The 23985-nt window shown below is 66.9% G+C and carries 24 protein-coding genes and 1 tRNA gene; 10 read left to right on the top strand and 15 right to left on the bottom strand.

What is annotated here, in order from left to right:
• Nucleotides 1-755: 755 nt before the first annotated feature.
• A complete protein-coding gene (gene rapA, locus ACYDAT_RS05155; RefSeq protein ID WP_461448804.1) occupies nt 756-3596 on the bottom strand; it encodes an RNA polymerase-associated protein RapA in 2841 nt (946 codons plus the stop codon).
• A gap of 163 nt (nt 3597-3759) precedes the next feature.
• Here rapA and ACYDAT_RS05150 point away from each other — a divergent pair, with 163 nt between their 5' ends.
• Nucleotides 3760-4365, top strand: coding sequence for a hypothetical protein (locus ACYDAT_RS05150; protein ID WP_461439739.1), 606 nt, complete (start codon nt 3760-3762; stop codon nt 4363-4365).
• Here the strand turns inward: ACYDAT_RS05150 and ACYDAT_RS05145 are convergent.
• The 6 genes from ACYDAT_RS05145 to ACYDAT_RS05120 form a co-directional block, all read right to left on the bottom strand.
• The gene (locus ACYDAT_RS05145) at nt 4356-5573 is read right to left on the bottom strand and encodes an ABC transporter permease (RefSeq protein ID WP_461448802.1); all 1218 of its coding nucleotides are present in this window, start codon (nt 5571-5573) and stop codon (nt 4356-4358) included. The genes ACYDAT_RS05150 and ACYDAT_RS05145 overlap by 10 nt on opposite strands.
• 5 nt (nt 5574-5578) lie before the next feature.
• The gene (locus tag ACYDAT_RS05140; RefSeq protein WP_461439741.1) at nt 5579-6808 is read right to left on the bottom strand and encodes an ABC transporter permease; all 1230 of its coding nucleotides are present in this window, start codon (nt 6806-6808) and stop codon (nt 5579-5581) included.
• Nucleotides 6805-7530, bottom strand: coding sequence for an ABC transporter ATP-binding protein (locus ACYDAT_RS05135; RefSeq protein WP_461439742.1), 726 nt, complete (start codon nt 7528-7530; stop codon nt 6805-6807). The genes ACYDAT_RS05140 and ACYDAT_RS05135 overlap by 4 nt, the downstream gene beginning before the upstream one ends.
• Nucleotides 7527-8771 (bottom strand): efflux RND transporter periplasmic adaptor subunit, encoded by a 1245-nt coding sequence (locus tag ACYDAT_RS05130; RefSeq protein ID WP_461448800.1) that lies wholly within the window; start codon nt 8769-8771, stop codon nt 7527-7529. The genes ACYDAT_RS05135 and ACYDAT_RS05130 overlap by 4 nt, the downstream gene beginning before the upstream one ends.
• Nucleotide 8772: 1 nt before the next feature.
• Nucleotides 8773-9486 (bottom strand): Yip1 family protein, encoded by a 714-nt coding sequence (locus tag ACYDAT_RS05125; RefSeq protein ID WP_461448798.1) that lies wholly within the window; start codon nt 9484-9486, stop codon nt 8773-8775.
• Between the two features lie 267 nt (nt 9487-9753).
• Nucleotides 9754-10752: a hypothetical protein gene (locus ACYDAT_RS05120; protein WP_461448796.1), complete on the bottom strand. Its 999-nt coding sequence runs from the start codon at nt 10750-10752 to the stop codon at nt 9754-9756.
• A gap of 103 nt (nt 10753-10855) precedes the next feature.
• Between ACYDAT_RS05120 and ACYDAT_RS05115 the strand changes: the two genes are divergently transcribed.
• The 3 genes from ACYDAT_RS05115 to ACYDAT_RS05105 all read left to right on the top strand — a co-directional run bounded on the left by ACYDAT_RS05115 (nt 10856) and on the right by ACYDAT_RS05105 (nt 13201).
• Nucleotides 10856-12019 carry a Fic family protein gene (locus tag ACYDAT_RS05115; RefSeq protein ID WP_461448794.1) on the top strand — a complete coding sequence of 388 codons (1164 nt, stop codon included), beginning with the start codon at nt 10856-10858 and terminating at the stop codon, nt 12017-12019.
• A 424-nt stretch (nt 12020-12443) separates the two neighbouring features.
• Nucleotides 12444-12914 carry a hypothetical protein gene (locus ACYDAT_RS05110; protein WP_461448792.1) on the top strand — a complete coding sequence of 157 codons (471 nt, stop codon included), beginning with the start codon at nt 12444-12446 and terminating at the stop codon, nt 12912-12914.
• Nucleotides 12911-13201 (top strand): type II toxin-antitoxin system RelE/ParE family toxin, encoded by a 291-nt coding sequence (locus tag ACYDAT_RS05105; RefSeq protein ID WP_461448790.1) that lies wholly within the window; start codon nt 12911-12913, stop codon nt 13199-13201. Before ACYDAT_RS05110 ends, ACYDAT_RS05105 begins: the two co-directional genes overlap by 4 nt.
• Nucleotides 13202-13309: 108 nt before the next feature.
• On the opposite strand, the gene ACYDAT_RS05100 is transcribed toward ACYDAT_RS05105, so the two are convergent.
• On the bottom strand, nt 13310-13483 hold the full coding sequence (locus tag ACYDAT_RS05100) for a hypothetical protein (protein ID WP_461448810.1): 174 nt from the start codon (nt 13481-13483) through the stop codon (nt 13310-13312).
• Between ACYDAT_RS05100 and ACYDAT_RS05095 the strand changes: the two genes are divergently transcribed.
• The 4 genes from ACYDAT_RS05095 (at nt 13455) to ACYDAT_RS05080 (ending at nt 15690) form a co-directional block, all read left to right on the top strand.
• A complete protein-coding gene (locus ACYDAT_RS05095) occupies nt 13455-13892 on the top strand; it encodes a hypothetical protein (protein ID WP_461448808.1) in 438 nt (145 codons plus the stop codon). The genes ACYDAT_RS05100 and ACYDAT_RS05095 overlap by 29 nt on opposite strands.
• The gene (locus ACYDAT_RS05090) at nt 13889-14098 is read left to right on the top strand and encodes a hypothetical protein (protein WP_461448788.1); all 210 of its coding nucleotides are present in this window, start codon (nt 13889-13891) and stop codon (nt 14096-14098) included. The genes ACYDAT_RS05095 and ACYDAT_RS05090 overlap by 4 nt, the downstream gene beginning before the upstream one ends.
• A 144-nt stretch (nt 14099-14242) precedes the next feature.
• Entirely contained in the window at nt 14243-15439 is a 1197-nt protein-coding gene (locus ACYDAT_RS05085) for an ATP-binding protein (protein ID WP_461448786.1), read from the top strand.
• On the top strand, nt 15436-15690 hold the full coding sequence (locus ACYDAT_RS05080; protein ID WP_461448784.1) for a hypothetical protein: 255 nt from the start codon (nt 15436-15438) through the stop codon (nt 15688-15690). Before ACYDAT_RS05085 ends, ACYDAT_RS05080 begins: the two co-directional genes overlap by 4 nt.
• 170 nt (nt 15691-15860) lie before the next feature.
• Here ACYDAT_RS05080 and ACYDAT_RS05075 read toward each other — a convergent pair whose 3' ends face one another.
• From ACYDAT_RS05075 to ACYDAT_RS05055, 5 genes are all read right to left on the bottom strand, one after another.
• A complete protein-coding gene (locus ACYDAT_RS05075; protein WP_461448782.1) occupies nt 15861-17894 on the bottom strand; it encodes a M13 family metallopeptidase in 2034 nt (677 codons plus the stop codon).
• Between the two features lie 206 nt (nt 17895-18100).
• Complete coding sequence (gene thiD / locus ACYDAT_RS05070; protein WP_461448780.1) at nt 18101-18973, bottom strand: bifunctional hydroxymethylpyrimidine kinase/phosphomethylpyrimidine kinase; 873 nt, start codon at nt 18971-18973, stop codon at nt 18101-18103.
• 94 nt (nt 18974-19067) lie between these two features.
• On the bottom strand, nt 19068-20447 hold the full coding sequence (locus ACYDAT_RS05065; protein WP_461438908.1) for a PhoH family protein: 1380 nt from the start codon (nt 20445-20447) through the stop codon (nt 19068-19070).
• 91 nt (nt 20448-20538) lie between these two features.
• Nucleotides 20539-21000 carry a peroxiredoxin gene (locus tag ACYDAT_RS05060; protein WP_461448778.1) on the bottom strand — a complete coding sequence of 154 codons (462 nt, stop codon included), beginning with the start codon at nt 20998-21000 and terminating at the stop codon, nt 20539-20541.
• A 28-nt stretch (nt 21001-21028) separates the two neighbouring features.
• Nucleotides 21029-21619, bottom strand: a complete 591-nt coding sequence (locus tag ACYDAT_RS05055) for a glycine cleavage system transcriptional repressor (protein ID WP_297904315.1) — start codon at nt 21617-21619, stop codon at nt 21029-21031.
• Nucleotides 21620-21695: 76 nt separating this feature from the next.
• Here ACYDAT_RS05055 and dapA point away from each other — a divergent pair, with 76 nt between their 5' ends.
• The gene (dapA, locus tag ACYDAT_RS05050; RefSeq protein ID WP_461438910.1) at nt 21696-22589 is read left to right on the top strand and encodes a 4-hydroxy-tetrahydrodipicolinate synthase; all 894 of its coding nucleotides are present in this window, start codon (nt 21696-21698) and stop codon (nt 22587-22589) included.
• Between the two features lie 34 nt (nt 22590-22623).
• Nucleotides 22624-23199, top strand: a complete 576-nt coding sequence (locus ACYDAT_RS05045) for a hypothetical protein (RefSeq protein ID WP_461438911.1) — start codon at nt 22624-22626, stop codon at nt 23197-23199.
• Between the two features lie 273 nt (nt 23200-23472).
• Here the strand turns inward: ACYDAT_RS05045 and fdxA are convergent, their stop codons facing one another.
• On the bottom strand, nt 23473-23796 hold the full coding sequence (gene fdxA / locus ACYDAT_RS05040; protein WP_461438912.1) for a ferredoxin FdxA: 324 nt from the start codon (nt 23794-23796) through the stop codon (nt 23473-23475).
• 25 nt (nt 23797-23821) lie between these two features.
• Nucleotides 23822-23897, bottom strand: a tRNA-Glu gene (locus ACYDAT_RS05035).
• Nucleotides 23898-23985 lie beyond the last annotated feature (88 nt).

Below are 23985 nucleotides of genomic sequence, written 5' to 3'. Positions count from 1 at the left end.
CGCCCGGCTGCCGCCGCGCGGGTTCCTTTCTTTACTTCGGGCATCCTGCCCTCCGCCCCTGCGGGGCCCGCTACGCGGTTCGCGCCGCTCCTGCGACGCAGTGCTCGGCAAAGAAAGAAACCAAAAAAAGCCGACCCCGACAGCAGCGCCGCTGCGCGGGTGCGCGTGCCTGCGCGGGGCGCGCCGATAGCCATCTTTGGCCGCCTGCGGCGCGTGAGTGCGATCTCGGCCTGCGCATCCGGCACTGGCCGGATCGTGCGGCCCGCAACATCGTGTCGCGGGCGTCCGGCAGCTGGCGCTGCCTTGCCCCGCGCGCTCACACTTCGCGCTTGTCCCGCGCACTCCCGCTGCTGCCGAAGGGGGATGAAGGTCAAGAGCAAAAGCATGCTTGCTCTGCTCGCGCTGTTTCCGTTGCCTCTGATCTTCGTAGCGTTGGTCAGTGCCGAGCAGCGCAGGACGAGACGTCGCGCGCTGGCGACCCGCCAGTGGCAGGTCGCGCGGCGTCGAGCGCCCGAGGCAGGAGCCGAGGACCGCATGACTTGCCCAGCGCAGGATGCGCGACGCTAGTCACCCCGCGCAGCGGAGCGCGGGCCGTCGCGCGACGGCTTTGGTTACTTTCCGCAAGAGGAAAGTAGCCCGCGCGGCGGCAGCCGCACGGAAAAAGGGAGCCCTGCCAAGCGCAGAGCAAGAACGACCGTTCACGCATACTCAAGCCACTACGGCCAGCGTCCAAGCCGTCAGCGCGCCACGCGCGCCTACTTCAAGGTCAGAAAATCCAGACTGACCACGAAGCGTACGGCGTCCAGGCGCAGGCGCGTGCCGTTCAGCGCGGTGGCGAGCGCGTCGCGCTGCGCGCGCAGGCCGTCCAGTTCATCCGCGCGCACCGACGGATTGATCTGGCGCAGGGCTTCCAGTCGCGTGATCTCGGCATCGAGACTGGCACTCATGCGCGCACGCGCTTCAGCAACCAGCCCATCGGCCTGCGCGCGGACGAGCTGCTGCGCGCGCTCCAGCATCGGCGGCACCAGACGGCCGAGAAACTTGCGGTAGCGTGCGGGGTCCAGAGGCTTTTCGCTGGCACGGCGCAACGCGTTGTCAGCCGGCGCGAAGGCGTCGCGTTCGGCCAGCTTGCTGTCGATGCTGATCGCCAGCGGTGTCGGCGGCAGGAAACGATCGACATCGAGCGCGCGTTCGGCCACGCATTCGAGCACGAACACCGCTTGCAGCACGGCGCTGCGCGCGGGCAGGGTGTCGTCGACCAGGAAACTGGCGTTGCCCAGCTCACTGCCCAGCAGCAGATCGAGCGCGCCCTGCAGCAACGGATGATCCAGGCGCAGCAGCGCCAGTTCCTCGCGCGCCAGCGCGACGTCACGCTGGAACGTGGCGCGCAGTGGGCCGTCCTTGAGCTCGGGCAGGGCATCGGTGGTCAGGTATTCGGGATCGAGCAGCACGCTGCCGTCCTCGAATGCATCGTGATGCACGCCGTATTGTTCGAGCAGGCGCAGCGCGAAATCGGCTTGCGCGGTATCGGCGTCCTCGGTTTGCAACGCGTGCAGCAAGGCCTGCGCGGGCGCGGCGCGCTGCGCGGCAAGTTCGAGCAGACGATCGCGCCCGTGCTCGATGGCGGCGCACAATTCAACGTGCGCGGCGCGCGTCTCGGCGACCAGCACATCGAGTTCCTGATCGGCGTCCTCGGCGCCACGCGCATGCGCCAGCGCAAGTTCGCGCAGCGGCGCGCCGAAGCGGCGCAGCAGCGCGCGGCCATCGGCGGGGCTGCTGCGAAATGCGTCGCAGCCTTCGTCGTACCAGCGCGCCAGTGCGTGCTGGGCGCTGCCGTGCAACGCGTGGTGATGAATCTGGATGGCATGGGCCTGGCCGATGCGATCGAGCCGACCGATACGCTGCTCGAGCAAGTCCGGATCCAGCGGCAGATCCCACAGCACGAGGTGGTGCGCGAACTGGAAGTTGCGACCCTCCGAGCCAATCTCGGAGCACAGCAGCAGGCGCGCGCCATCGGGCGCGGCGAACCACGCCGCGGCGCGGTCGCGCTGCAGCAGCCCGAGGCTTTCATGGAAGCGCGCCACGCCGATGCCGCTGCGCAGGCGCAGCGCGGTTTCCAGCGCCAGCACCTTGGCCTCGCTGTGGCACAGCAGCAGGAATTTTTCGCTGGGATGCGACTCAAGCAGTTGCAGCAACCAGTCGAGGCGCGCATCGCGCGTGTAGTCGAACTCCAGTGCCGCGGACGGCTGCTGCGTGTCGGCGCTGAATTCGGCGAACAGGTGCTGGCGCGCGTCGTCGTCGTCGCCGGCCGCGACCAGTACGAGTCGCGGCTGGCGCGGCGCGAAGCCGCCGATGCTGGCGCGGCGATGACGAAACATCACGCGGCCGGTGCCGTGGCGATCGATCAGTGCGTCGAGCAGACGCGGCGTGGCCCGCGCCCCAGGGTAGGCATGCAACGCGGCGAGCAGCTCGGGTTCGGCAGCGAACAGCGTGGCCAGCTCGGCGCGCTGCGCGGCGCTGAGTTCGGCGCCGGCTTCGAGGCGCAGCGCCAGCGCCGAGCGCGCCGGGTAGCCGGCGGTTTCGGCGAGCCAGGCATCGAGGCTGGCGTAGCGCGCCGGATCGAGCAGGCGCAGGCGCGCGAAGTGGCCCTCGCGGCCCAATTGCTCGGGCGTGGCGGTGAGCAGCAGCAGGCCGGGCGTGACCGCGGCGAGGCGCTCGACCAGCGCGTAGCGCGCGCTGACCTGCGTCGGCTTCCATTCGAGGTGGTGCGCCTCATCGACCACCAGCATGTCCCAGCCGGCCGCGAGCAGTTGCTCCTGGCGCTGCGGATGCGCCTCCAGCCAGGCCAGCGAGGCGAGGACATGCTGCTCGTCCGCGAACGGATTGCGCGCATCGCCGGCGGATTCAATGGCTTCGCAGCGCTCCTCGTCGTACAGCGCGAAGCTCAGGTTGAAGCGCCGCAGCAGCTCGACGAACCACTGCGACAGCAGGGTTTCTGGCAGCAGCACCAGCACGCGCGCGCCGCGTCCGCTGGCCAGCAGTCGCGCCACGATCATGCCAGCTTCGATGGTCTTGCCGAGGCCGGCCTCATCCGCCAGCAGCAGGCGTGGCGCGAGACGCGCGTCGGCCGCCTCGGCCACGCGCAACTGGTGCGGCAACGCGGCAATGCGCGCGCTGGCCAGGCCCCAGCAGGCGCTGGCGCGCGCATGCTGGCGGCGTTGCAGGGCTTCGAGACGCAGCGTGAAGACGCGCGGCGCATCCACGCGTCCGGCCATCAGGCGCTCGTCGGCTTGCGACACCGGTTGTTCGTCGTCGAGTTCGCCCTCGTGCATTTCCATGCCGTCGCCGGAATACACCAGCAGGCCGTCGCGTATCTCCACGCGTTCGATCACCAGGTTGCGGCCCTTGCCGGCGATGCGTTGGCCGACGCGAAACTCGGCGCGCAGGAATGGCGCGCTTTCGCGCGCGTACTGGCGCAGCACGCCGCTCCTGGCGAACAGCATCTGCACGCTGCGCGCATCCACGCGCAGCACGGTGGCCAGGCCGAGTTCGGGTTCGGCGGAAGAAATCCAGCGTTGGCCGGGGGTAAGTTCCATGAGGACACGCGATGAGGGGAGCGCGATTATCCGCGCGCGCCGCGCCCATGCGCCAGCACGGCGATGAGGCGCTGTAAAACAACCGTATGCGTTTATCACTTGTGATGCCGCGCGCGGCCTCCGCACAATGATGTGGATGTGAGGCCACGGATCGGAGCGTGCGATGCACAGCGGCACCTATCTCATCATCGCCATCGTCGCGGGGCTGGTGTTGTTCCGCTTGTACCGGCGTGGACGCAACCTGATCGGCGAGCAGGCTTATTCCGAGAAGACCATGCGCCGCCGGCTGGTGGTATTGGCCGTGGTGCTGGCCTTGCTGCTGTTCGATGACTGGAATCTTTCGCACGCCGCGTTGGTGCATGCGGGTTCCGCATTGATCCTGGCCGCGGTGTACCTCGTGGCGGGTGTGGCTTGCGGCGCGGTATTGGGCATATGGGCCGCGCGCCTGACGCACCTGCGCTGGCACGATGGCGCCCTGAAGCTGCGCGGGCATGTGTATATCGGCCCGGCGATCCTGGCGCTGTACGTGCTGCGTCTGATCTATCGTTTCTGGCTGATGCAGCACCTGGGCCTGATGAATGCGTCGGCCTACGATCCCGCGCATGCCATGGTCATGCAGCGCGAGATGGCCGAGTACGTGCTCAACCCGGTCAGCTCGCTGCTGCGCGGCCTGGTGTTTGCCTACTACTTCACCTACTACCCGCTGCTGATGCGCCGCGCGCGCGCCATGCAAGCTGCGGCGCCGGTGGCTGTGGCCGATCAACCGTAGCTGAGCGCCACGATCGGATCGAGGCTGGCCGCGCGCGCGGCCGGCGCGATGCCGAACACCACGCCGACGGCCGCGGAGAAACCGATCGCCAGAAACGCCGCCCAAATCGGCACGCTGGCGCCGCCGAAGGCCGGCACGAAATGCAGTACCAGCAAGCCGACGCCGTAGCCCAGGATCAGCCCGATCAGCCCGCCCAGCAGCGACAATGTTGCCGCCTCGATGAGGAACTGCAGCAGGATGTCGCTGCGCGTGGCGCCGAGACTTTTCAGGATGCCGATCTCGCGCGTGCGCTCGGTCACCGACACCAGCATGATGTTCATGATGCCGATGCCGCCGACCAGCAGCGAGATGCCGACGATGGCGCTGGCGATCAGCGTGATATTGCCGAGGATGGCATTGAAGCTGGCCATCAGTTGCGCAGCGGTGCCCACCTTGAAGTTGTCGGCTGCGCCAGGCTTGAGGTGGTGCAGGCGGCGCAACAGGGTTTCGATGCGGCCACGCACGGCGTCAAGATTGGCGCCGGGGGCGAGTTTGATCTCGATGGCGATGTTCGGTAGCGCGGGCGTGCCGTTGAGCGCCAGCGCGGCGCCATAGGGGATGATGATCTGGTTGTCGCGGTCCTGGCCGAACATCGAGCCAAGCTTGTGCTGCTCGCCGACGATGCGAAACCAAGTGGAGCCGATCTGGATGTATTCGCCGACCGGATCACCATGCATGTGCAGATGCTCGAGCACACTGGCGCCGATCACCGCCACGCGCCGGTTGCGCAAATCGTCCTCGCGCGTGATGAAGCGCCCGCGGCTGGGCCAGTAGCCAAACGATTCGGCCAGCACCGGGGTGCTGCCCAGCACCGACGAGAGAGTGCTTTGTCCTTGGCGCGTGACCCTGGCGTTGAGCGGCAGTATCGGTGAGATACCGGCGATACCCGGCACTTGCGCCGCGATCGCGCGCATATCGCTGGGCGTGACCTTGGCCACCTTGCCGGCAAGCTGTTCCTGCAGCGGCAGGTAGGACTGCACGATCAGCGTATTGCTGCCCAAACCGCTGAACTGGTTGTTGAGGGCCTGGCTGAAGCCTTGCAGCAGCGCGATCACCGCCACCACCGCGGCCACGCCAATGACGATGCCCAGCGTGGTCAACACGCTGCGCAGCTTGTTGGCGCGGATCGCGATCAGGGCCGAACGCAGGCTTTCGGTGAGCAGATACATGGCGTTTACTCGTAGCGCAGCGCGTCGATGGGATCCAGCGCCGCGGCCTTGGCCGCCGGCGCGATGCCGAAGATCAGACCGACCGCGGCGGTGAAGCCCAGCGCCAGCACGATGATCCAGGTCGGCACCACCGCGCCTGCCAGCGCCGGCACCAGATGCGCCACCAGCGTGGCCAGTCCCCAGCCCAGGCCCAGCCCGATCAGTCCGCCCAGCAGCGACAGCAGCACGGCTTCGAGCAGGAATTGCAGCAGGATATCGCCGCGCGTGGCGCCCAGCGATTTCTGGATGCCGATCTCGCGCGTGCGCTCGGTCACCGACACCAGCAGCACGTTCATGATGCCGACGCCGCCGACCAGCAGCGCGATGCCGACGATGCCGCCCACGATCAGGCTGATGTCGTCGAAGATCTTGGTCAGCGTCTTGATCAACTCGGCGGCCGACTGGATCTTGAAGTCGTCGGCCGCACCCGGCTGCAAATGATGCTGGCGGCGCAATACGCGCGTGATCCCGGTTTCGATGAACCGTATCTCGCTGGCGCGATCGGCCTGCAACTGGATCATGATGTTGGGCGCGGTCACATTGCCGCTGAGGCTGACCGCAGTGGTATAGGGGATGATGATCTGGTTGTCCTGATCGACCACGCCCAGCAGCGTGCCCAGCTTGTTGAGCACGCCCACGACCTTGAACCAGGTGCCATCCATCTCGATGAAGTGACCCTCGGGTTGCGCGGGCAGGTGCAGATTCTGGATCACGCTCTGGCCGATGACCGCCACCGGTCGGCGCGTGCGATCGTCGCCGGGCACGACGAAGCGGCCCTGCACCGGATAGTGACTGCCGCCGACGGCATAGTTCGCGGTGGTGCCGGTGATGCTGGTGCTGCTGCTGTGGTCGCGGTAGCGCACGCTGCCGCTGAGCTGCGCCAGCGGCAGCAGTGGCACCACGTCACGGATGCCGCGCACCTGCTGGCGGATGGCGATCAAGTCCTCGGGCGTGATGCGCGCGTTCTTGCCCGCCAGCGCGGCTTTCTCGGGCAGGTACGCGACGATGACCAGGCCATTGGCGCCGAGGCTGCGGAACTGGTTGGTGATCATCTGCCCGAAGCCCTGCAACAGCGCCACCACCGCGATCACCGCGGCCACGCCGATGACCATGCCTAGCACGGTCAGCGCGGCGCGCAGCAGGTGCGCGCGGATCGCGCCCCAGGCCGCGCGCAGCGCTTCCAGCCAGCGTGTCATGTCGCGCCCGGCGCGGCGCGGCGCGTATCGCTGATCACGCAACCATCGCGCAGCGCCACGGTGCGATGCGCGTGCGCGGCGACCTCGGCGTCGTGGGTCACCAGCACGATGGTGTTGCCGGCGTCATGCAGCGCCGCGAACATGGCCATGATCTCGCGCGCGGTGCTGGAATCGAGATTGCCGGTGGGCTCATCAGCCAGCAGGATCGACGGCTCGCCGACCAGCGCGCGCGCGATCGCCACGCGCTGGCGCTGGCCGCCGGAGAGCTGGTTGGGCAGGTGATCGAGGCGGTTGCCCAGGCCCACGCGGTCCAGCGCTGCGCTGGCCATGCGGCGCCGCTCGCGCAGCGGCGTGCCGCGATACACCAGCGGCTGCATCACGTTGTGCAAGGCATCGGCGCGGCCGAGCAGGTTGAAGTTCTGGAACACGAAACCGATCTCGCGATTGCGGATGCGCGCCAGTTGCGTGTCGTCCAGTTCCTCGACGTTCTTGCCGTTGAGAAAATAGGTGCCGGCGCTGGGCCGGTCCAGACAGCCGACGATGTTCATCAGCGTGGTCTTGCCCGAACCCGATGGCCCGATGAAGGCCACGTATTCGTTGCGCGCGATGCCGAGATCCACATCCTGCAACGCGTGCACAACGGTATCCCCCATGCGGTAGCGCTTGTTGATGCCGCGCAGTTGCAGCAGCGGCGCCATGTCCGTGGCGGGCAGGGCGCTCATGACGCGCTGATGGTGACGCTGTTGGAATCCTTCGGCTTGGTCGCCGCGGGCTTGGGCTTCTCGATCTGCACCGCCTCGCCCGCGCTCAATGCGTGCAAGGTCTGGTAGGGGCCGCTGACCACCTGTTCGCCGGCTTGCAAACCCTTGCTGATCGCCTGCCAGGTGTCGCTGGACAAACCCGTGGTCACCGGTGCCTTCTGTACCTTGCCGTTTTTCATCACGAACACATAGGCGCCGCTGTCGGCATCCAGACTCTTGGCGCCGGGCTTGTTCTCGTACAGCACGGCTTGAATGGGCACCGCCAGCGCGTTGGGTGCGCTGCGCGTGAAGATTTCCGCGCGGCAGCTCATGCCCGGCAGGATATGCGGCAAGTCCTTGCCCTGCAGCGCGATCTTGACCTCGAAGTTGCGTCCCGCCGTGGCGGTACTCAAAGTTTGCGTGACCGAGGAGGCGATGAAAATCACCTTGCCGACCAGCTTGGCGTGCGGAAACGACACCGCGTGCAGGTCGGCCTCGACGCCCAGCTTGACGTGCGCGATGTCGGCTTCGTCCACCTGCACGTCGGCGATGATCTCGGCCGGATCGGCGATGCTCATCAGCGTCGAGCCGGGGATGTTGGTGCCGGCGATCACCGTCTCGCCCACCTTCACCGGCAGGCGCGTGACCACGCCGTTGATCGGCGTGCGGATCACCGTCTTGGCCAGCGTTTCCTGCGCCTGGCTGAGCTGCGCCTGCGCGATGCTCAGCGACTCGCGCTGCGACTGCAATTGCACGCGCGCGATGGCCAGCGTGTTCCGCAGGTTGTCGAAACTGTTGGCATCCACCAGACCGCGCTTGAACAACGCGCGCTGCCGCGCCACCTGCTGCTCGAGGTTGACCATGGTCAGGCGCTGGCTTTCGATCGCCGTCTGCGCCTGCTGCACACTGGCCTGGGACTGCTGCACGGCGGCCTCGTACACGCGCGGGTCGAGACGCAATACCACCTCGCCCGCGGTCACGCGCTGGCCCTCCTTGACCGGGATCGCGATGATGCGCCCGATCACCTGCGGCTTCAGCTCCACCGGGTCGAGGTAATTCATCACCCCGCCGGCGAGGATCGAGCTGCGTACCAGGCGCGGCTCGACCTTGCTCACCTCGACCTTGGGGCCGGCGTCGCGGTGTCCCGCGACGCCGATCAGCACCAGGATCACGCCGGCGGCGAGGATGCCCGCCGCGATCAGTCCCTTGCGTTTGCCGGTCATGTCAGAAGAGCACCTTGAAGGCGGCCATCAGGCCGTAAAAAATCACCAGTGGCGCCAGCACCACCAGTGCCGCATGTCCCGCGCCGCGCTTGGTCCAGCGCGCCATGCCGAAGATCGACAGCGCGATGACCCAGATCGTGAATGGAGTGACCTGCGAAACCAGGCCGTACCACTTGCTGGTCATGGGCAGGTGCAGCAACAGCGCATTGAAACTGAGCACGTCGATGTCTTGGAAACTCGTCGCCGCATGACCACGCATCAGGAATACCGCGATCGAGATCAGCGGCACCAGAACGGTCGGAAAGCTGCTCCACACCGCAAAGCTGAACCAGCTCGAGTAGCGCTGCTCGTTCCAGCCCGCCAGCTTGCCGATCAGCATGTAATACAGCGCGATGATCAGGTACATGATGATCGTGCCGAAAATGGCCGCACCGACACTGGTTCCAATCAGAAACGCAGGCGTCTGAAACTTGGCTGCGGCCTGCATTTGTTCCGGCGTCAATTGCGCATGGCTGGCCGCCATCTGCTGCGCGAACATGGCTGCGGTATCGGCATGGCTGAAAAACACGATGCTTACCGCGATTCCGGCGATGATCATCAGGATCAACGGCCACCACAGCCAACGGTTGTGGCCGCGGATGTCGTCGTAGGCCTTGGCCGGATCGACGAAGATGTTGCCCAGGGTGGCGAGTGGCGATGCGTTGCTGCTGCTCATGACGACTCCTTGTGGCGGTGGTTGCGGCAAACCGGTGCAGGCACTGTGCGCAGCGCCCATTGCGAGCGCATCCGGTCATGGCGGAACGCAATGCGACGATGCAGGCAAGCTGTTTGAATGGCGCTCTCTCCCTGTGCCTTCACCCTGGTGGCGAACATGCGCACGCCGTGCGCATAGAGGCGCGCTGCACAAGCAGACCGCGGCAGTTGGCAAAGATTCCCTTGTATTGGCCCTGCGGCGAAAGTGACAGGTGTCATGTGCCGTGGCTCAGTCTTGCACGAAGGGATGCGGCAATTGGTGCAATCGGCGCCAAGCGCGCAGCGCCCAAAACATCAACGCCGCCAAACTCGTCATCCAGACCGCGATGAAAAGCCAGGCATGCAAAACCGGCGTTGAGGCGTCGGAATCACTGGCGAGCAAGGCAACGCTGGATGAGATCAGAACGATCAGTGCCAATAGCCATGCAATGGCCAGCGCGATTCTGCGCCACGGCGCCATCAGACGCGGATTCCACACCATGGGCTGCGAGAGCATGAGCAACAAACTCGCCAGACCGGCGCAGATGGCAAGTGCGCTCCATGCTGCCAGCAGCGCCAGCAGTCTGGCCGGCGCGCCGGCAATGGCACAGGCCATGATCGCGATCGATGCAACGGCCGTCGCGCGTTGCAGCGTCGGCCACAGCACCACCCGCAGCAGGGTGTGGCGTATGTGCACGACATCACCGAATCCGGGCAGGAGCGCCAGTTCGGCCTGATCGCCGCCGCTGCGTGTCAACACGCGCGCCAAGGGCCGGGTACCGCGTAGGGCGCTGATGAGCACGGCCAACGTCAATGGCACGAGCACCAGCAATGCAGCGGCTGCTGTCCAATGCCGGAGGGCGGCCAACGTGATCAACGCCGCGAGCAGCGCCAGCCCCCAGGCCCACGCCAAACCATGCAGCCACAACGGCTGTGGGGTAAACGGGTCGCCCAACAGACTGGCCATCGTCTGCGTTGGCGACCGTGTTTGCACGGATTGGGCGCGCGTGCGCAGCAGCCAGCGCCAGCCGAGCGTGAGCAGGCCGCTCCCTGCGCCACGATGCGGGTACATGCCGGAGCCTATCGCGGTCCACAACGCGGCATCCCAAGGGGATATGGCCCCTTGGGCGGGAGGCTCGCGGCGCAGCAGGACGCGCCAGCGCCAAGCGCCCGCGATGGCATAGCTCGCCGCACAATTGCGCGAGCAGCAGGCCGAGGCGGCCCGGCTCGATGCCGCCATCGCCGCCAACCTGACCGCGTTGGGCTTCACTGGGGACTAGCTTATTAACGTAGACTGGCGTTTGTTTTAACAGGGCGCGCCGTTATTAACGGCTGCGCGAACAGGCAACGCGATGCAGCGAGGATCGACCGGACGTTACGAAGTCACCGCCACGGCCGGCGAGACCGTGCGCGCGTTCGTGCCCGCTGCCCTGCCACCGGTGCCGCCGCTGGACCTGGCCGGCACGCGTCAGCGCCAGCTTGAACAGGCCTTGCTGGCCTGCGGGCGCCTCGATGCCGTTACCGCCCTGCTGCCCGAGCCCGATCTGTTTTTGTACGCCTACGTGCGCCGCGAGGCCGTGCTGTCCTCGCAGATCGAGGGCACGCAATCGTCGCTGACCGATCTGCTGCTGTTCGAGCTCGACGAGGCGCCGGGGGTGCCCTTCGATGACGTGGTGGAGGTGTCCAATTACGTCGCCGCGCTGGAGCACGGCCTGGCGCGTCTGCGCGAAGGCTTTCCGCTGTCCAATCGCCTGTTGCGCGAGGTGCACGGCAAGCTGCTCGCGCGCGGGCGCGGCGCCGACAAGCTGCCGGGCGAATTCCGCCGCTCGCAAAACTGGATCGGTGGCACGCGCCCCGGCAACGCCCATTACGTGCCGCCGCCGGTGCCGCGCATCGCCGAGTGCATGGCGACGCTGGAGCGCTTCATCCACGCCGAGGCCGATGGCCTGCCCATCCTCGTCAAGGCCGCGCTGGCGCATGTGCAATTTGAAACCATCCATCCTTTTCTCGATGGCAACGGTCGCGTCGGGCGCCTGCTGATCGCGCTGATGCTGGCCGATGCCGGCGTGCTCGCGCAGCCGCTGCTGTACCTGAGCCTGTACTTCAAGCAGCACCGCGCCGAGTACTACCGCCAGCTCGATGCCGTGCGCCGCGACGGCGACTGGGAAGCCTGGGTGGACTTTTTCCTCGAAGGCGTGGCGCAAACCGCGGCGGGTGCCGTGGACACCGCGCACCGGCTGCTGGCCCTGTTTGCCGACGATGCCGCGAAAGCGCGCGGCCGCGGTCGTGCCGCCGCCAACACCTTGCGCGTGTTCGACGCGCTGCGCGCGCGGCCCATCGCCTCCATCAACGACCTCAGCCGCCGCACCACGGTGAGCTATCCCACCGTGGCCCGCGCCATCGAGGCACTGGCCGCGCTGGGCATCGTGCGCGAGCTCACCGGCCGCAAGCGCGACCGCGTGTTTGCCTACGACCGCTATCTGGCCGTGCTCAACGAAGGCGCGGAGCCGCTGTGAGCGCGGCATCGTCAACTCGCATGGGCTGCGGCGTGGTCCGATCGCTCGCTTGTGCACGTGGGAGGCTTTCGAGCGCGTCCTGAAGCAATGCGGTTACTTCCAGACGGGTCTGCGCAAATTGGAGACAGCACGTGCTCTGGGTGCGCGGATCGATCCGCAACAGAATCGGTCGCGGAGCTTCATCATGTTCCATGAGGCCGTCGTCGAGGCCATGGCATGAGCCACGCCCAGCGGGCGCGTGCCGAAGAACGTGCGCTCAACTATTTCCACGGTCTGAGTTTGGGGTGTAGTCCTGAAGTTTTCGCAGCGAAAACCGACTTCGCGCAACGGGTGTTATGTCCGCTTCGCTTGCCTGGCGAATGGTTGCGGCGGCGCCCCAACGGCGCGATGATGAAGCCTATTAATAGTTAATCGGGATACCGACATGCCTTCCCATCTGGCCACGGTGAAGCTGGCCACCCTGCGCGAGCTGGTGGATGCCGGCACGGTACGACGCGTGACGCTGGTTGGCCAGACCGGCGGCTTTGCCGTGCTCGCCCGCTACGGCATGCACGAGCGCACCCTGGCCGCCAAGACGGGCGCGCCACGCTTGTTCGCCAGCATCGACAGTGCCGCCCGTGAATTGCGGACGGTCGGCATCGCGGCGTTCGAGGTGGACACCGCCAACTACGCGCCCTCTGACCTGCTCCGTCGTCGCCGGCCCGATCGCGCGGCGGCGCTCAAGGCTGTGCATCAGGCCGCGGAACATGATGCGTGGTTTCGCGCGCAGGTCGAGCAGGCGATCCATGAGGCCGACAACCCGACGACCCGCTGGGTGCCCCACGAGGACGTCCAGCGCGACATGGTGCAGCAGCGCGCAGCGCTGCAAGCACGCATCGAGCGCGAACGCGCGTGACGCGTCTGCCGTTGCGCTGGTTGGCACGTGCCCGTGCCGCGCGATCCGCCGCGATCGACTTCATCGCCCAGGACAACCCGCGCGCCGCACTGGGCCAACTGGATGAGATCGAGATGCAGACGGATCTGCTGAGCCAGAACCCCGGCATGGGGCGTCCTGGCCGGGTCGATGGCACGCGCGAGTGGGTGATCGGCCGCACCTCGTTCATACTCGTCTACCGCGTGCGGCCCAAGGCGAAACGCATCGAGGTGCTGCACTTCCTGCATGGCGCGCAGCAGTGGCCTTGATCGGCAATCCGCTCGGCTGACTGCCTTTTACATTTGGAGTTGATCGAGCCCCGCAGTCACGGGCGCGGGGCCTACCGGAGGCTGCGACATCAATGATTTGCGTGAGTGTTAGCCACCCCATTTCGCTCCAATTCGCTCCAATTCGGCGCTTATTTCCGCTGGCGGAGAGGCGTCCATGCTCAAGGTGCTGATCGGCGACTTGTTCGAAAGCCAGGCGCAGGCGCTGGTGAACACGGTCAACTGCGTCGGCGTGATGGGCAAGGGCGTGGCGGCGGCGTTCAAGCAGCGCTTTCCCGCGATGTTCGAGGACTACCAGCGCCGCTGCGAGCGCCATTGGAGGTGCTGCGTGATCTGCAGGCGCAGCCCTATGCGAGCGCTGTTGGCCGCACGATATTCCAGAAGATCTGCTATGTCGTCACCGAGATGGGGGTGCCGACCGGGTTCGTGTTCGACAAGGGCAGCTACGCCCCGTTTTCGGACGACGTCAAGCTGGCGCTGCACGACTTCGCCAATCGCAACTGGGTCAGCGAGCAGCCGTTGGGCCGCATGCTGGCGTTGTGCGTCGGCGCCCAGTATGAAAAAGACCGCGCCAAGTTCGCGGAGCACATCCGCTTGCACCAGAAGAAGGTTGCCAAGGCCGTGGATCTGTTCAGTCGCATCAAGAGCACCGCGCAGGCCGAGGAGGTCATGACGGTGCTGTACGCGAGCCGCGAGCTCAAGCAGGCGCAGCCCACCCGCGAGCTGGATGAGCGGCAGCTCTACGACTACATCCTCGACTGGAAGAAGTCCTGGAACAGCGACGAAAAGAAGCGGGCGCTGGCCAGCACCATCCGCAATCTCGTGCTGCTGGGCTGGATGCGTGTGCGCATCAGCGAGTCGCTGAGCGAGGCGGCCTGAATCTTGAGTCGTGCCGTCTGCCCGTGGCCGATCCAATCGGCCGCGCCCAGGCTTGCAATCAGCCGCAGCCCAACCTTGCGATCAGCCGCGTTGCATTGCTCGGCATCGTGAGTAAAATTACTCAACACATTGAGTAATTCGTCGATGGCCTATCAGCGCCCGCAAGCCGCCACGCTCGCCGAGCGTCTCGCGGAACCGCGCCGGTTCCTGCAGGTGGTGGCGGGACCGCGTCAGGTCGGCAAGACCACGCTGGTGCAGGCGGTCGTCGAGGATGAGGGGCTGGCACATCGTTTTGCCAGCGCCGACGAGCCGACGCTGCGCGGCCCGGCATGGATCGCCCAGCAGTGGGACGCGGCGCGACTACTCGCCGCCGATTCCGGCAAGCCCGGCGCGGTGCTGGTACTGGACGAGATCCAGAAGATCCCCGGCTGGTCGGAGACGGTCAAGCGCCTGTGGGATGAGGACACGCGCAAGCGACGTCCGCTGCGCGTGGTACTGCTGGGCTCGGCGTCGCTGCTGATCGCGCAGGGCCTGACCGAGAGCCTGGCCGGGCGTTTCGAGCTGCTGCACCTGCCGCACTGGTCGTATGCCGAGATGCGCGCGGCGTTTGGATGGTCGCTGGATCAGTATCTTTTCTATGGCGGCTATCCGGGCGCGGCGCCCCTGATCCGGCAGCCGCGGCGCTGGGCGCGTTACGTGTCCGACAGCCTGATCGAAACCTCGATCGCGCGCGACGTGCTGCTGCTCAGCCGCGTGGACAAGCCGGCGCTGCTGCGGCGCCTGTTCGAGCTGGCCTGCCGCTACTCCGGACAGATCCTGTCGTACACCAAGATGCTGGGGCAGCTGCAGGACGCCGGCAACGCCACCACGCTGGCGCATTACCTCGACCTTCTGGCGGGCGCCGGCATGGTCTGCGGCTTGCAGAAGTACGCCGGCGATGTGGCGCGCCAGCGCGGCTCCAGCCCCAAGCTGCAGGTGTTCAACACCGCGCTGCTGACCGCGACTTCGGGACTATCCTTGGCCGAGGCGCGCGCCGATTCCGAGTTCTGGGGACGGTTGGTGGAATCGGCGGTGGGCGCGCATCTGGCCAATGCCGCGGCGGAGGGTGACGTCGCGCTGTACTACTGGCGCGAGCGCAACCAGGAGGTGGATTTCGTGGTGACCACGGGGCGCCGACTGATCGCCATCGAGGTCAAGAGCGGGCGCGCACCGACACGGCATGCCGGCAGCGCGGCGTTTGCGGCGGCATTCAAGCCGCGGCGCAGCCTGCTGGTGGGCGGCGACGGCATCGCGCTGGAAGACTTCCTCGCCCAGCCCGTCAGTCACTGGACCGCACCATGACCCGCGGCCTCAGCGAAGCCGATGTCGAGAACACCGCGCTGCACTGGCTGCGCGGCCTCGGCGGGCAGGTGAAGTACGGCCCCGATCTCGCCTGTGGCATGCCCGAGGCGGAGCGCAGCGATCCCGGCTATCGCGATGTGATCCTGGAAGGTCGCCTGCGTGATGCGCTGACGCGGCTCAATCCCGAACTCCCGGCCGAGGCGCTGGCGGACGCGCAGCGCAAGCTGCTGCGCCTCGATGCGCCTCGCTGATCGAGCGCAACCACGCCATGCACCGGCTGCTGGTGGACGGCGTCACCGTCGAGTACCGCGGCGCGGACGGCGACATCCGCGCCGCGCAGGCGGGCGTGCAAGCAAGATGCGCAAGCCCCCGGAAAATGGGGCGCCGCAGCGCCCCTTGGGTGCCGCGCGGTCGGCCGCGCTTACCAGATGACCACCTGTCTGGCGCCGGCGCGCACCATCGGCTGGCCGGGCTTGCAGTGGAACGCCTGCCAGAACGCCGGCATGTTGGACGGCGCGCCGATGGCGCGGAATTGCGCCGGCGAGTGCGGATCGACGTTGAGCAGCACTTCCTCGCGCGCTGGGCGCACCGATCCGCGCCACACGCGCGCCCAGCTCATGAAGTAGCGCTGGTTCTCGCTGTAGCCGTCGATCTTTTCGCTGGCCAGCTTGGGATCTTTCTTCATGGCGTTCTGCAGGGCGGTATAGGCGATGTTGAGCCCGCCCAGGTCGGCGATGTTCTCGCCCAGCGTCAGCTTGCCGTTGATGTGCTTGCCCGGCAGCGGCGAGTAGCCGTCGAACTGCTTGACCAGCTTTCCGGTGCGCGCCTCGAAGGCGGCGCGGTCGGCCTTGGTCCACCAGTTGACGTTGTTGCCGTAGGCATCGAACTGGCTGCCTTCGTCGTCATAGCCATGGGTCATCTCGTGGCCGATCACCGCGCCGATGCCGCCGTAGTTGATGGCGTCGTCGCCGTTGGCATAGAAGAACGGCGGCTGCAGGATCGCGGCCGGAAAGTTGATGGTGTTGTTGGTGGGGTCGTAGTAGGCGTTGACCGTTTGCGGCGTCATCGCCCATTCATAGCGGTCGGTGGGCTTGCCGATCTTGGCGAGGTCATAGCGGTAGTTGAAGGCGCTGGCGCGCTCGACGTTGGCGAAGTAGTCATCCGGCGTCACCGTCAGGCCGTGCCAGTCGCGCCACTTGTCGGGATAGCCGATCTTGGGCAGCAGCGTCTTCCACTTCTCCATGGCCTTGGCCTTGGTGGCCGGGCCCATCCAGCCGACCGCCTCGATGTGCTGGCGCAACGCCTCGTGCAGGTTGTTGACCATGGCCAGCGCGCGCGCCTTGGCTTCGGGCGTGAAGGTCTTGGCCACGTACAGCTCGCCCAGCGCCATGCCCATCTCGTTGTTGACCGCGGCCAGCACGCGCTTCCAGCGCGGCTCGATCTGCGGCTGGCCGCCCAGTGTCTTGTTGTAGAAATCGAAGCGCGCATCCACGAACGGTTGGGACAGGTAGGGCGCCGCGCCGGAGATCGCGTGGAAGCGCAGATAGGCGCGCCAGGTAGCGATCGGCTCCTCGCCGATCATCCGGCCGACCTCGGCGAAGAACTTCGGCTGCGACAGCGAGAAGCCCTGCACCTCGACGCCCTGCGCGGCGAAGAACTTTCGCCAGGAAAAGTTGGGCGTGCCCTGGTCGGCCTGGGCGACGCTGACGAAGTGGTACTGGTTGGCCGGATTGCGCAGCGCCACCGGGTTCAGCGAGGCTTTTGCCAGGCGCGTCTCGAAGGCCAGCACGGCTCGCGCTTCGTGTGCGGCGCGCTCGGCCGGCTCGCCGCCCAGTTGCAGCATCTTGCCGATGTAGGCCAGGTACTGCGCGCGTTTCTCGGCGAACTCGGGCTTGGTGTAGTAGTCGGGTGTGGGCAGGCCCAGGCCACCCTGGAAGGCGTAGCCGATCTGCATCTTGGCGTTCTTGAAGTCGGCGCCGGAGCCGAACGCGAACAGCCCACCCTGACCCTTGGCGAAGCTGGCATCGAGATAGTCGACCAGTTGCGGCTGCGTGATGATCTGGCTGATCGCATGCAGCTCGGGCTGCAGCGGCTTGATGCCGGCGGCATCGATGGCGGCCTGGTCCATGCCGCTCTCGTAGAAGTAGCCGATCTTCTGTTCGATCGATCCGGGCTTGACCGTAGTCGCGTTTTTAGCCGCTTGCTGCACGATCTCGTGCTGGATATTCAGCGATTTCTCGGCCAGTTCGTCGAAGGCGCCCCAGCGCGTCTTGTCGGCCGGGATCGGATGCGCGGCCACCCACTTCGCGTTGACGAACGCGTTGAGGTTGCTGCACGCGCTGACCTGGGTATCCAGCTCATTGATGTTGAACACGCTGCTGTCGCGGGCGGCGGCAACACAGGACAGCGCGAGGCCGATAGCGAGGACGACGGGCTTGATGCACGAAAGCTGCATGGGTGGAAACTCCTTGGTGGACTCGGCGTTGCTGTGGATTGCGGCGCGGATGGCGATGCTCGCGGACGCGGGTGCTGAGCCCCGCAGGCAAAGTGCGGCAAAGCTAGGTTGTCTTGCGGAAATATTACAGTGCCGTGAGTCATGCGGCGGCGTAAGTCGTTCGCAGGATCATGCGCCGGCCTGTGCCGCAGCCATGCGCGCCGGGATCAGTGGCGCAGCAGCAGCAAACCGCCGTTGCCCAGAATCTGGCCGCGCGCCAGGGCGCGCTGCACATAGGCCACGGCCAGTTGCGCGGCGCGACGTGGACGGTGGCCCTTGGCCAGTTCAGCGGTGAGCGCCGCGGCCAGGGTGCAGCCGGTGCCGTGTGCCTCGCCCGGCTTGCGCGCGTGCACGATGGCGAGGCTGCCCTGCGCATCGCGATAAAGATCGGTGACGGTATGTCCGCGCGCGTGGCCGCCTTTCAGCAACACCGCGTCTGGCCCCAACGCCAGCAGGGCATCGAGCATGCGCGGGCGCAGGCGCGCGTCGTGCGCGTCCAGTCCGGTCAGCGCCGCCGCTTCGGGCAGGTTGGGCGTCAGCACCGTGGCCAGCGGCAGCAGTTCGTCGATCAGCACCGCGACCGCGCGCGCATCGAGCAGGCGCGCGCCGCTGGTGGCGATCATCACCGGATCGAGCACCAGCGGCACCGCCGGATGCGCGCGCAGCGCCCGCGCCACCGCGCGAATGGTCGCGGCATCGGCGAGCATGCCGATCTTCATGGCGGCGATGGGGAAATCAGCGAACACGGCCTCGATCTGCGCGCGCACCTCGCGCGGCGGCAGCACGTGCGCCGAGCGCACGCCACGCGTGTTCTGCGCCGTCACCGCGGTGATCGCGCTGGTGCCGTGCACGCCGCGCGCCATGAAGGTCTTGAGATCGGCCTGGATGCCGGCGCCGCCGCCGGAATCGGAGCCGGCGATGGTGAGGACGATGGGTATGGCCGGGACTCGGGACTCAAGTGACGGGGCTCGGGACTCGGGACTCGGGACTCGGGAAAAAGCGCCATGTGTTTCGGATGGCGTACGCGTTCGATGTTTCATGGGGCCGCGCCTCGCGTTCGTCCTGAGCCCGCGCCATCGTGCTTGCCACGACCCAAGCCGAGTCCCGAGTCCCGAGTCCCGAGCCCCGGCTTGATCACAGCGCTTCCGACGCGAAATCCGCCAGCCGCGAGCGCTCGCCGCGGCGCAGGGTGATGTGCGCCGAGTGCTGCCACGCCTTGAAGCGGTCGACGGCGTAGGTCAGGCCCGAGTTGGTCTCGGTCAGATACGGCGTGTCGATCTGCTCGACATTGCCCAGGGCCACGATCTTGGTGCCGGGGCCGGCGCGCGTGACCAGGGTTTTCATCTGCTTGGGGGTGAGGTTTTGCGCCTCGTCCAGGATCAGATAGCGGTTGAGGAAGGTGCGGCCGCGCATGAAGCTCAGCGAGCGCACCTTGACGCGCGAGGTGATCAGATCGTTGGTGGCGGCGCGACCCCAACTGCCGCCTTCCTCGGGGTTGGTCAGCACTTCGAGGTTGTCGGTGAGCGCGCCCATCCACGGCGTCATTTTCTCCTCCTCGGTGCCGGGCAGGAAACCGATGTCGTCGCCCACCGATACCGTGGCGCGGGTCATGATGATCTCGCGGTAGCGCTGCTGATCCATCACCTGCGCCAGGCCCGCGGCCAGCGCCAGCAGCGTCTTGCCGGTGCCGGCGGTGCCCAGCAGGGTGACGAAATCCACCTCCGGGTCCATCAGCACGTTGAGCGCGAAGTTCTGTTCGCGGTTGCGCGCCGAGATGCCCCACACGGCGTGATTGCTGTGGCTGTGATCGTCCAGCAGCACCAGCCGCGCCTTGCCATCGTGCATGCTCAATACGCGCAGTTCGACGCTGTTTTCACCGGGCAGGTACAGGCACTGCTGCGGATACCACTGCTCGTGCTTGCGCGGCGTCAACTCGTAGTAGGTGCGCCCGCGCTCGGCCCACGAGCGCAGTTCCGGGTGGCTGGGCCAGAAGTTATCGGGCAACTCGGCGTGACCGGCGAACAGCAGCGCGAAGTCGTCCAGTGCGCGGTCGTTTTCGTAATCCTCGGCGGACAAACCCTGGATGCCGGCCTTGATACGCAGGTTGATGTCCTTGCTGACCAGCACCACCGGCGTGTCCGGCTGCGCTTCGCGCAGCGCCAGCACGGCGCCGAGAATCTGGTTGTCGGGCGAGCCATTGCCGTTGCCCGGCTTGCTCTGGAACCACAGCTTGCCGCGCGCGTCCGAGCGTCCCAGCGAAACGCCGCCCGGATTGCGCAACGGCAAGCCGCCGTTGATGCCGCCACGCCCTGCGCCTTCGATCAGTTCGTTGAAAAAACGACTGGCCTGACGCGCGTTGCGCGCCAGCTCCGAGCTGCCGTTTTTCTTCTCGTCGAGTTCCTCCAGCACTTTCATGGGAATGAACACGTCGTGTTCCTCGAAACGGAACAGCGCGGTCGGATCGTGCAGCAGCACGTTGGTATCGAGGGCGTAGATGCGCTTGCCGCGGCTCATGGGCGGGTGTCCTCGTGGCGGGGGGAACGACATGCGAAAGCGCGCCCGTCGCGGTGCGAACCGCCGGGTGCGCGCTGGGGGAAACGGGGGGTCACTTGGCGGGGATCGCGTCCACAACCACTTGCGCGTGGCCGGGCACCTTCACTCCGCGCCACGCCTGCGCGACGCTGCCATCCGGTGCGATCAGAAACGTGCTGCGCTCGATGCCCAGCACCTGCTTGCCGTACATGTTCTTCAGCTTGATCACGCCGAAGGCCTGGCACAAGGCCTCGTCGGCGTCGCTGACCAGATCGAACTTGAAGCCCTGCTTGGCGCGGAAGTTCTGGTGCGATTTGAGCGAATCGCGCGATACGCCCAATACCACTGCCTCGCGGCGCTTGAATTGGTCGAGCAGGGCGTTGAACTCGATGCCCTCGGTGGTGCAGCCTGGGGTGCTGTCCTTGGGGTAGAAGTACAGCACCAGCCAGTGGCCGGCGTAATCCCTGAGTTGCGTGGTGGTTCCGCTGGACAGCGCCAGCGGCAGGTCGGGAATGGGTGCACCAACATCGATCATGCGGCAGCCTCCTCGATCAGTCACGCATTCAGTATTTCACCGGCTCCATGACAGCATCGAGATTCAAGCCGTCGCAGAGTTCAAGAAACTCGTCGCGCAGCGCGGCGATGTGCAGCTCGGCCGGAATGCCCAGGGTGATTTGCGCGGAAAACATCTCGGCGCCGGTTTGCATGGCCTGATAGCGCTGCGAGCTGAGCTGCTCGATGCTGATCTGGCGCTCGGCGAAGAAATCCAGCACCTCGGTCAGCACGCCCTGGCGATCGGCGGCGATGACCTCGATCAGATAGGGCAACAGGTGTTGCTGCGGCTGGCGCGGGCCGCTGCGATAGCTGACCAGATGCAGATCGGGATCGCGCGCCATGCGCGTCAACGCGGTTTCGAGTTTCGCCACCGCGTCCCACGCGCCCTGCGCCAGCAGGGTGACCGAGACATCGGCGCCGAGCGTGTTGACGCGCGCGTCGCCCAGCGCGCAACCCGAGTCGGCGACGCGGCGCGCCAGCGCGAGCAGTGGGGATTGTGCGGTCGGGGTGAGCGTCTGGATGAGCAGGAAATGTTCGCTGCCGCTACGCGGTGCAGTGGTGTTCAAGAGCGGTTCCCGGGCGTGATCGCGGCTGCGCATGCAGGTTTCAGCTTACTTGCCCGCGCGCGCGCGCCGCAAGTAACATCGCTGCGTCTTTCACCTTGTGGATTGCGCCGTGCAGCTCTCCGGCAGCATCTGCGCGCTGGCTACGCCATTCACGGCTGACGGCGCGCTTGATCTCGAAGCCTGTGCCCGTCTCATCGACTACCAGTTGGCTGGTGGCACGCAGGCATTGGTCGTTGCCGGCTCCACCGGCGAGGCACACATGCTCGAGGCAGCCGAGTGGGAACGCCTGCTCGCCTTCGCGCTTGAGCATGTGCGCGGCCGCGTGCCGGTGCTGGCCGGCACCGGCGCCGCCGCCACCGCCGCCAGCGTGCAGCAGACGCGGCGCGCGCAGGTGCTGGGCGCCGACGCCGCGCTGGTGGTCACGCCGTATTACGTGCGGCCCACGCAGCAGGGTTTGCTGCGCCACTTCACCGAAGTGGCCGAGCACGGCGGTTTGCCCATCGTGTTGTACAACGTGCCCAGCCGCAGCGGTTGCGATCTGCTGCCGGAAACCACGGCGCAGTTGGCGCGCCACGCCAACATCATCGGCCTCAAGGAAGCCCGCGGCGATGCCGCGCGCATCGCGGCCGTCGCGCCACTCGCCCAACCCGGCTTCGCGGTGTTCTCCGGTGATGACGCCAGCGCGCATACCGCCATGCTGGCCGGCATGCAGGGTGTGATATCGGTGGTCAACAATCTGGTGCCGACGGCGATGCGCGCGCTGTGCGATGCTGCCTTGCGCGCGGATCGCACCGCTGTCGAACAGCACGCCGCGCGCCTCGCGCCGCTGATCCAGGCGCTGGAATGCGCGCCCAATCCGATCGCGGTCAAGGCGGGTCTGGCTGCGCTCGGCATCTGCCGCGCCGGCTTGCGTCTGCCGCTGACCGAGCTCGAACCCGGCGCGGCGCGCGCGCGACTCGTACACTCACTGGCCGCGCTGACCCCGGTTGCCAGCGCCGCCTGATTGATTCACGCAATTTACCCACGGAACCCCACGCATGAAAAAGCTTCCCCTGATCGCACTGCTCGCGCTGGCCGCACTTGGCAGTGGTTGCAGCTGGTTCCACTCCAACACACGCGACCAGCAATGGCATGCGGCGGTGCAGGAACGTCCGCTGGAAGTTCCGCCGGATCTGGAGAAGCCCGCCAACGCCGCGGCCCTGAGCATTCCAGCGCTGCCCGGCGTACCCGCCGCCAGCGGCGCGCCCGAGGCCGCGCCTCCGGGCACGCTGGCCGCCGTCGGCGCCGTGCAGGGCAGCGCCAGCCTGCTGCTGAACGATACCGTCGACAGTGTCTACAATCGCGTCGGCGTGGCGCTCAAGAAAGGCGACATCGGCAACGTGCAGAATGCGGATGCCGCGACCCACGCTTATCGCGTCGAAGTGAATACCACGGTGACCGAGAAGCCCAAGGGCTTCTTCTCGCGCATCTTCTCCAGCGCCAAGACGCACGTGGTCCGCAGCCTCGTCGAGGTCAGCGTGGTCGCCGATGGCGACAAGGCGCGCGTCGAGTTGCAGGGTCCCGAGGCCGCGGTAAAGCAGTTGCAGGCGGCGTTGCTGCAACGCCTGGGGTGAGGCAGCGCGTTGATGATCTGCCGCGGGCAGAGCATGCGCTGGCGAACGCCCGAGCGCTGCGCGCGAGGGCCGGGCCGGGCGGCGCGTTGATGATCTGCCGCGGGCAGAGCATGCGCTGGCGAACGCCCGAGCGCTGCGCGCGAGGGCCGGGCCGGGCGGCGCCCGGCGCCGGTGCGGGTTCGCTGTCGCCCAAGGCCGCACGACGGTGCGTGGACCGTCACCTGTTGGCGCGCGCCTCTGCGGGAGAGGACAGTGCTTCGGCCGCTACCCGCCTCAACGCTGCAACAGCGGCAGCTTGCCGGGCTTGCCATCCCACTCGGCGGCATCCTCGGGGGCGTCCTTGCGCTCGGTCAGCACGGGCCAGCCCTTGGCCAGCTCGGCATTGAGCGCGACGAAGCCTTCCTGGCCAGCCGGCACGTCGTCCTCGGGATAAATCGCCTTGGCCGGGCATTCCGGTTCGCACAGGGTGCAATCGATGCACTCATCGGGATCGATGGCGAGAAAATTCGGGCCTTCGTGAAAGCAGTCCACCGGGCAGACTTCAACGCAATCGGTGTACTTGCATTTGATGCAGTTGTCGGTGACGACGAAGGCCATGGCGGGCACCGGCGTGGAGTTGAAGTGGCACTCCCAACGAGAATCGAACTCGTGTTTTCGCCTTGAGAGGGCGACGTCCTGGACCGCTAGACGATGGGAGCGCGGCCGTGCAAAGAGGCGCTAGTATAGCGAGATGCTTTCCATCGGCAATGCCTTCTCGCGCCTGCTGCGGCGCACTCCGACGAACGT

This window comes from Metallibacterium sp. (assembly GCF_054637675.1).
This window is presented reverse-complemented; position numbering and strand designations above follow the sequence as displayed.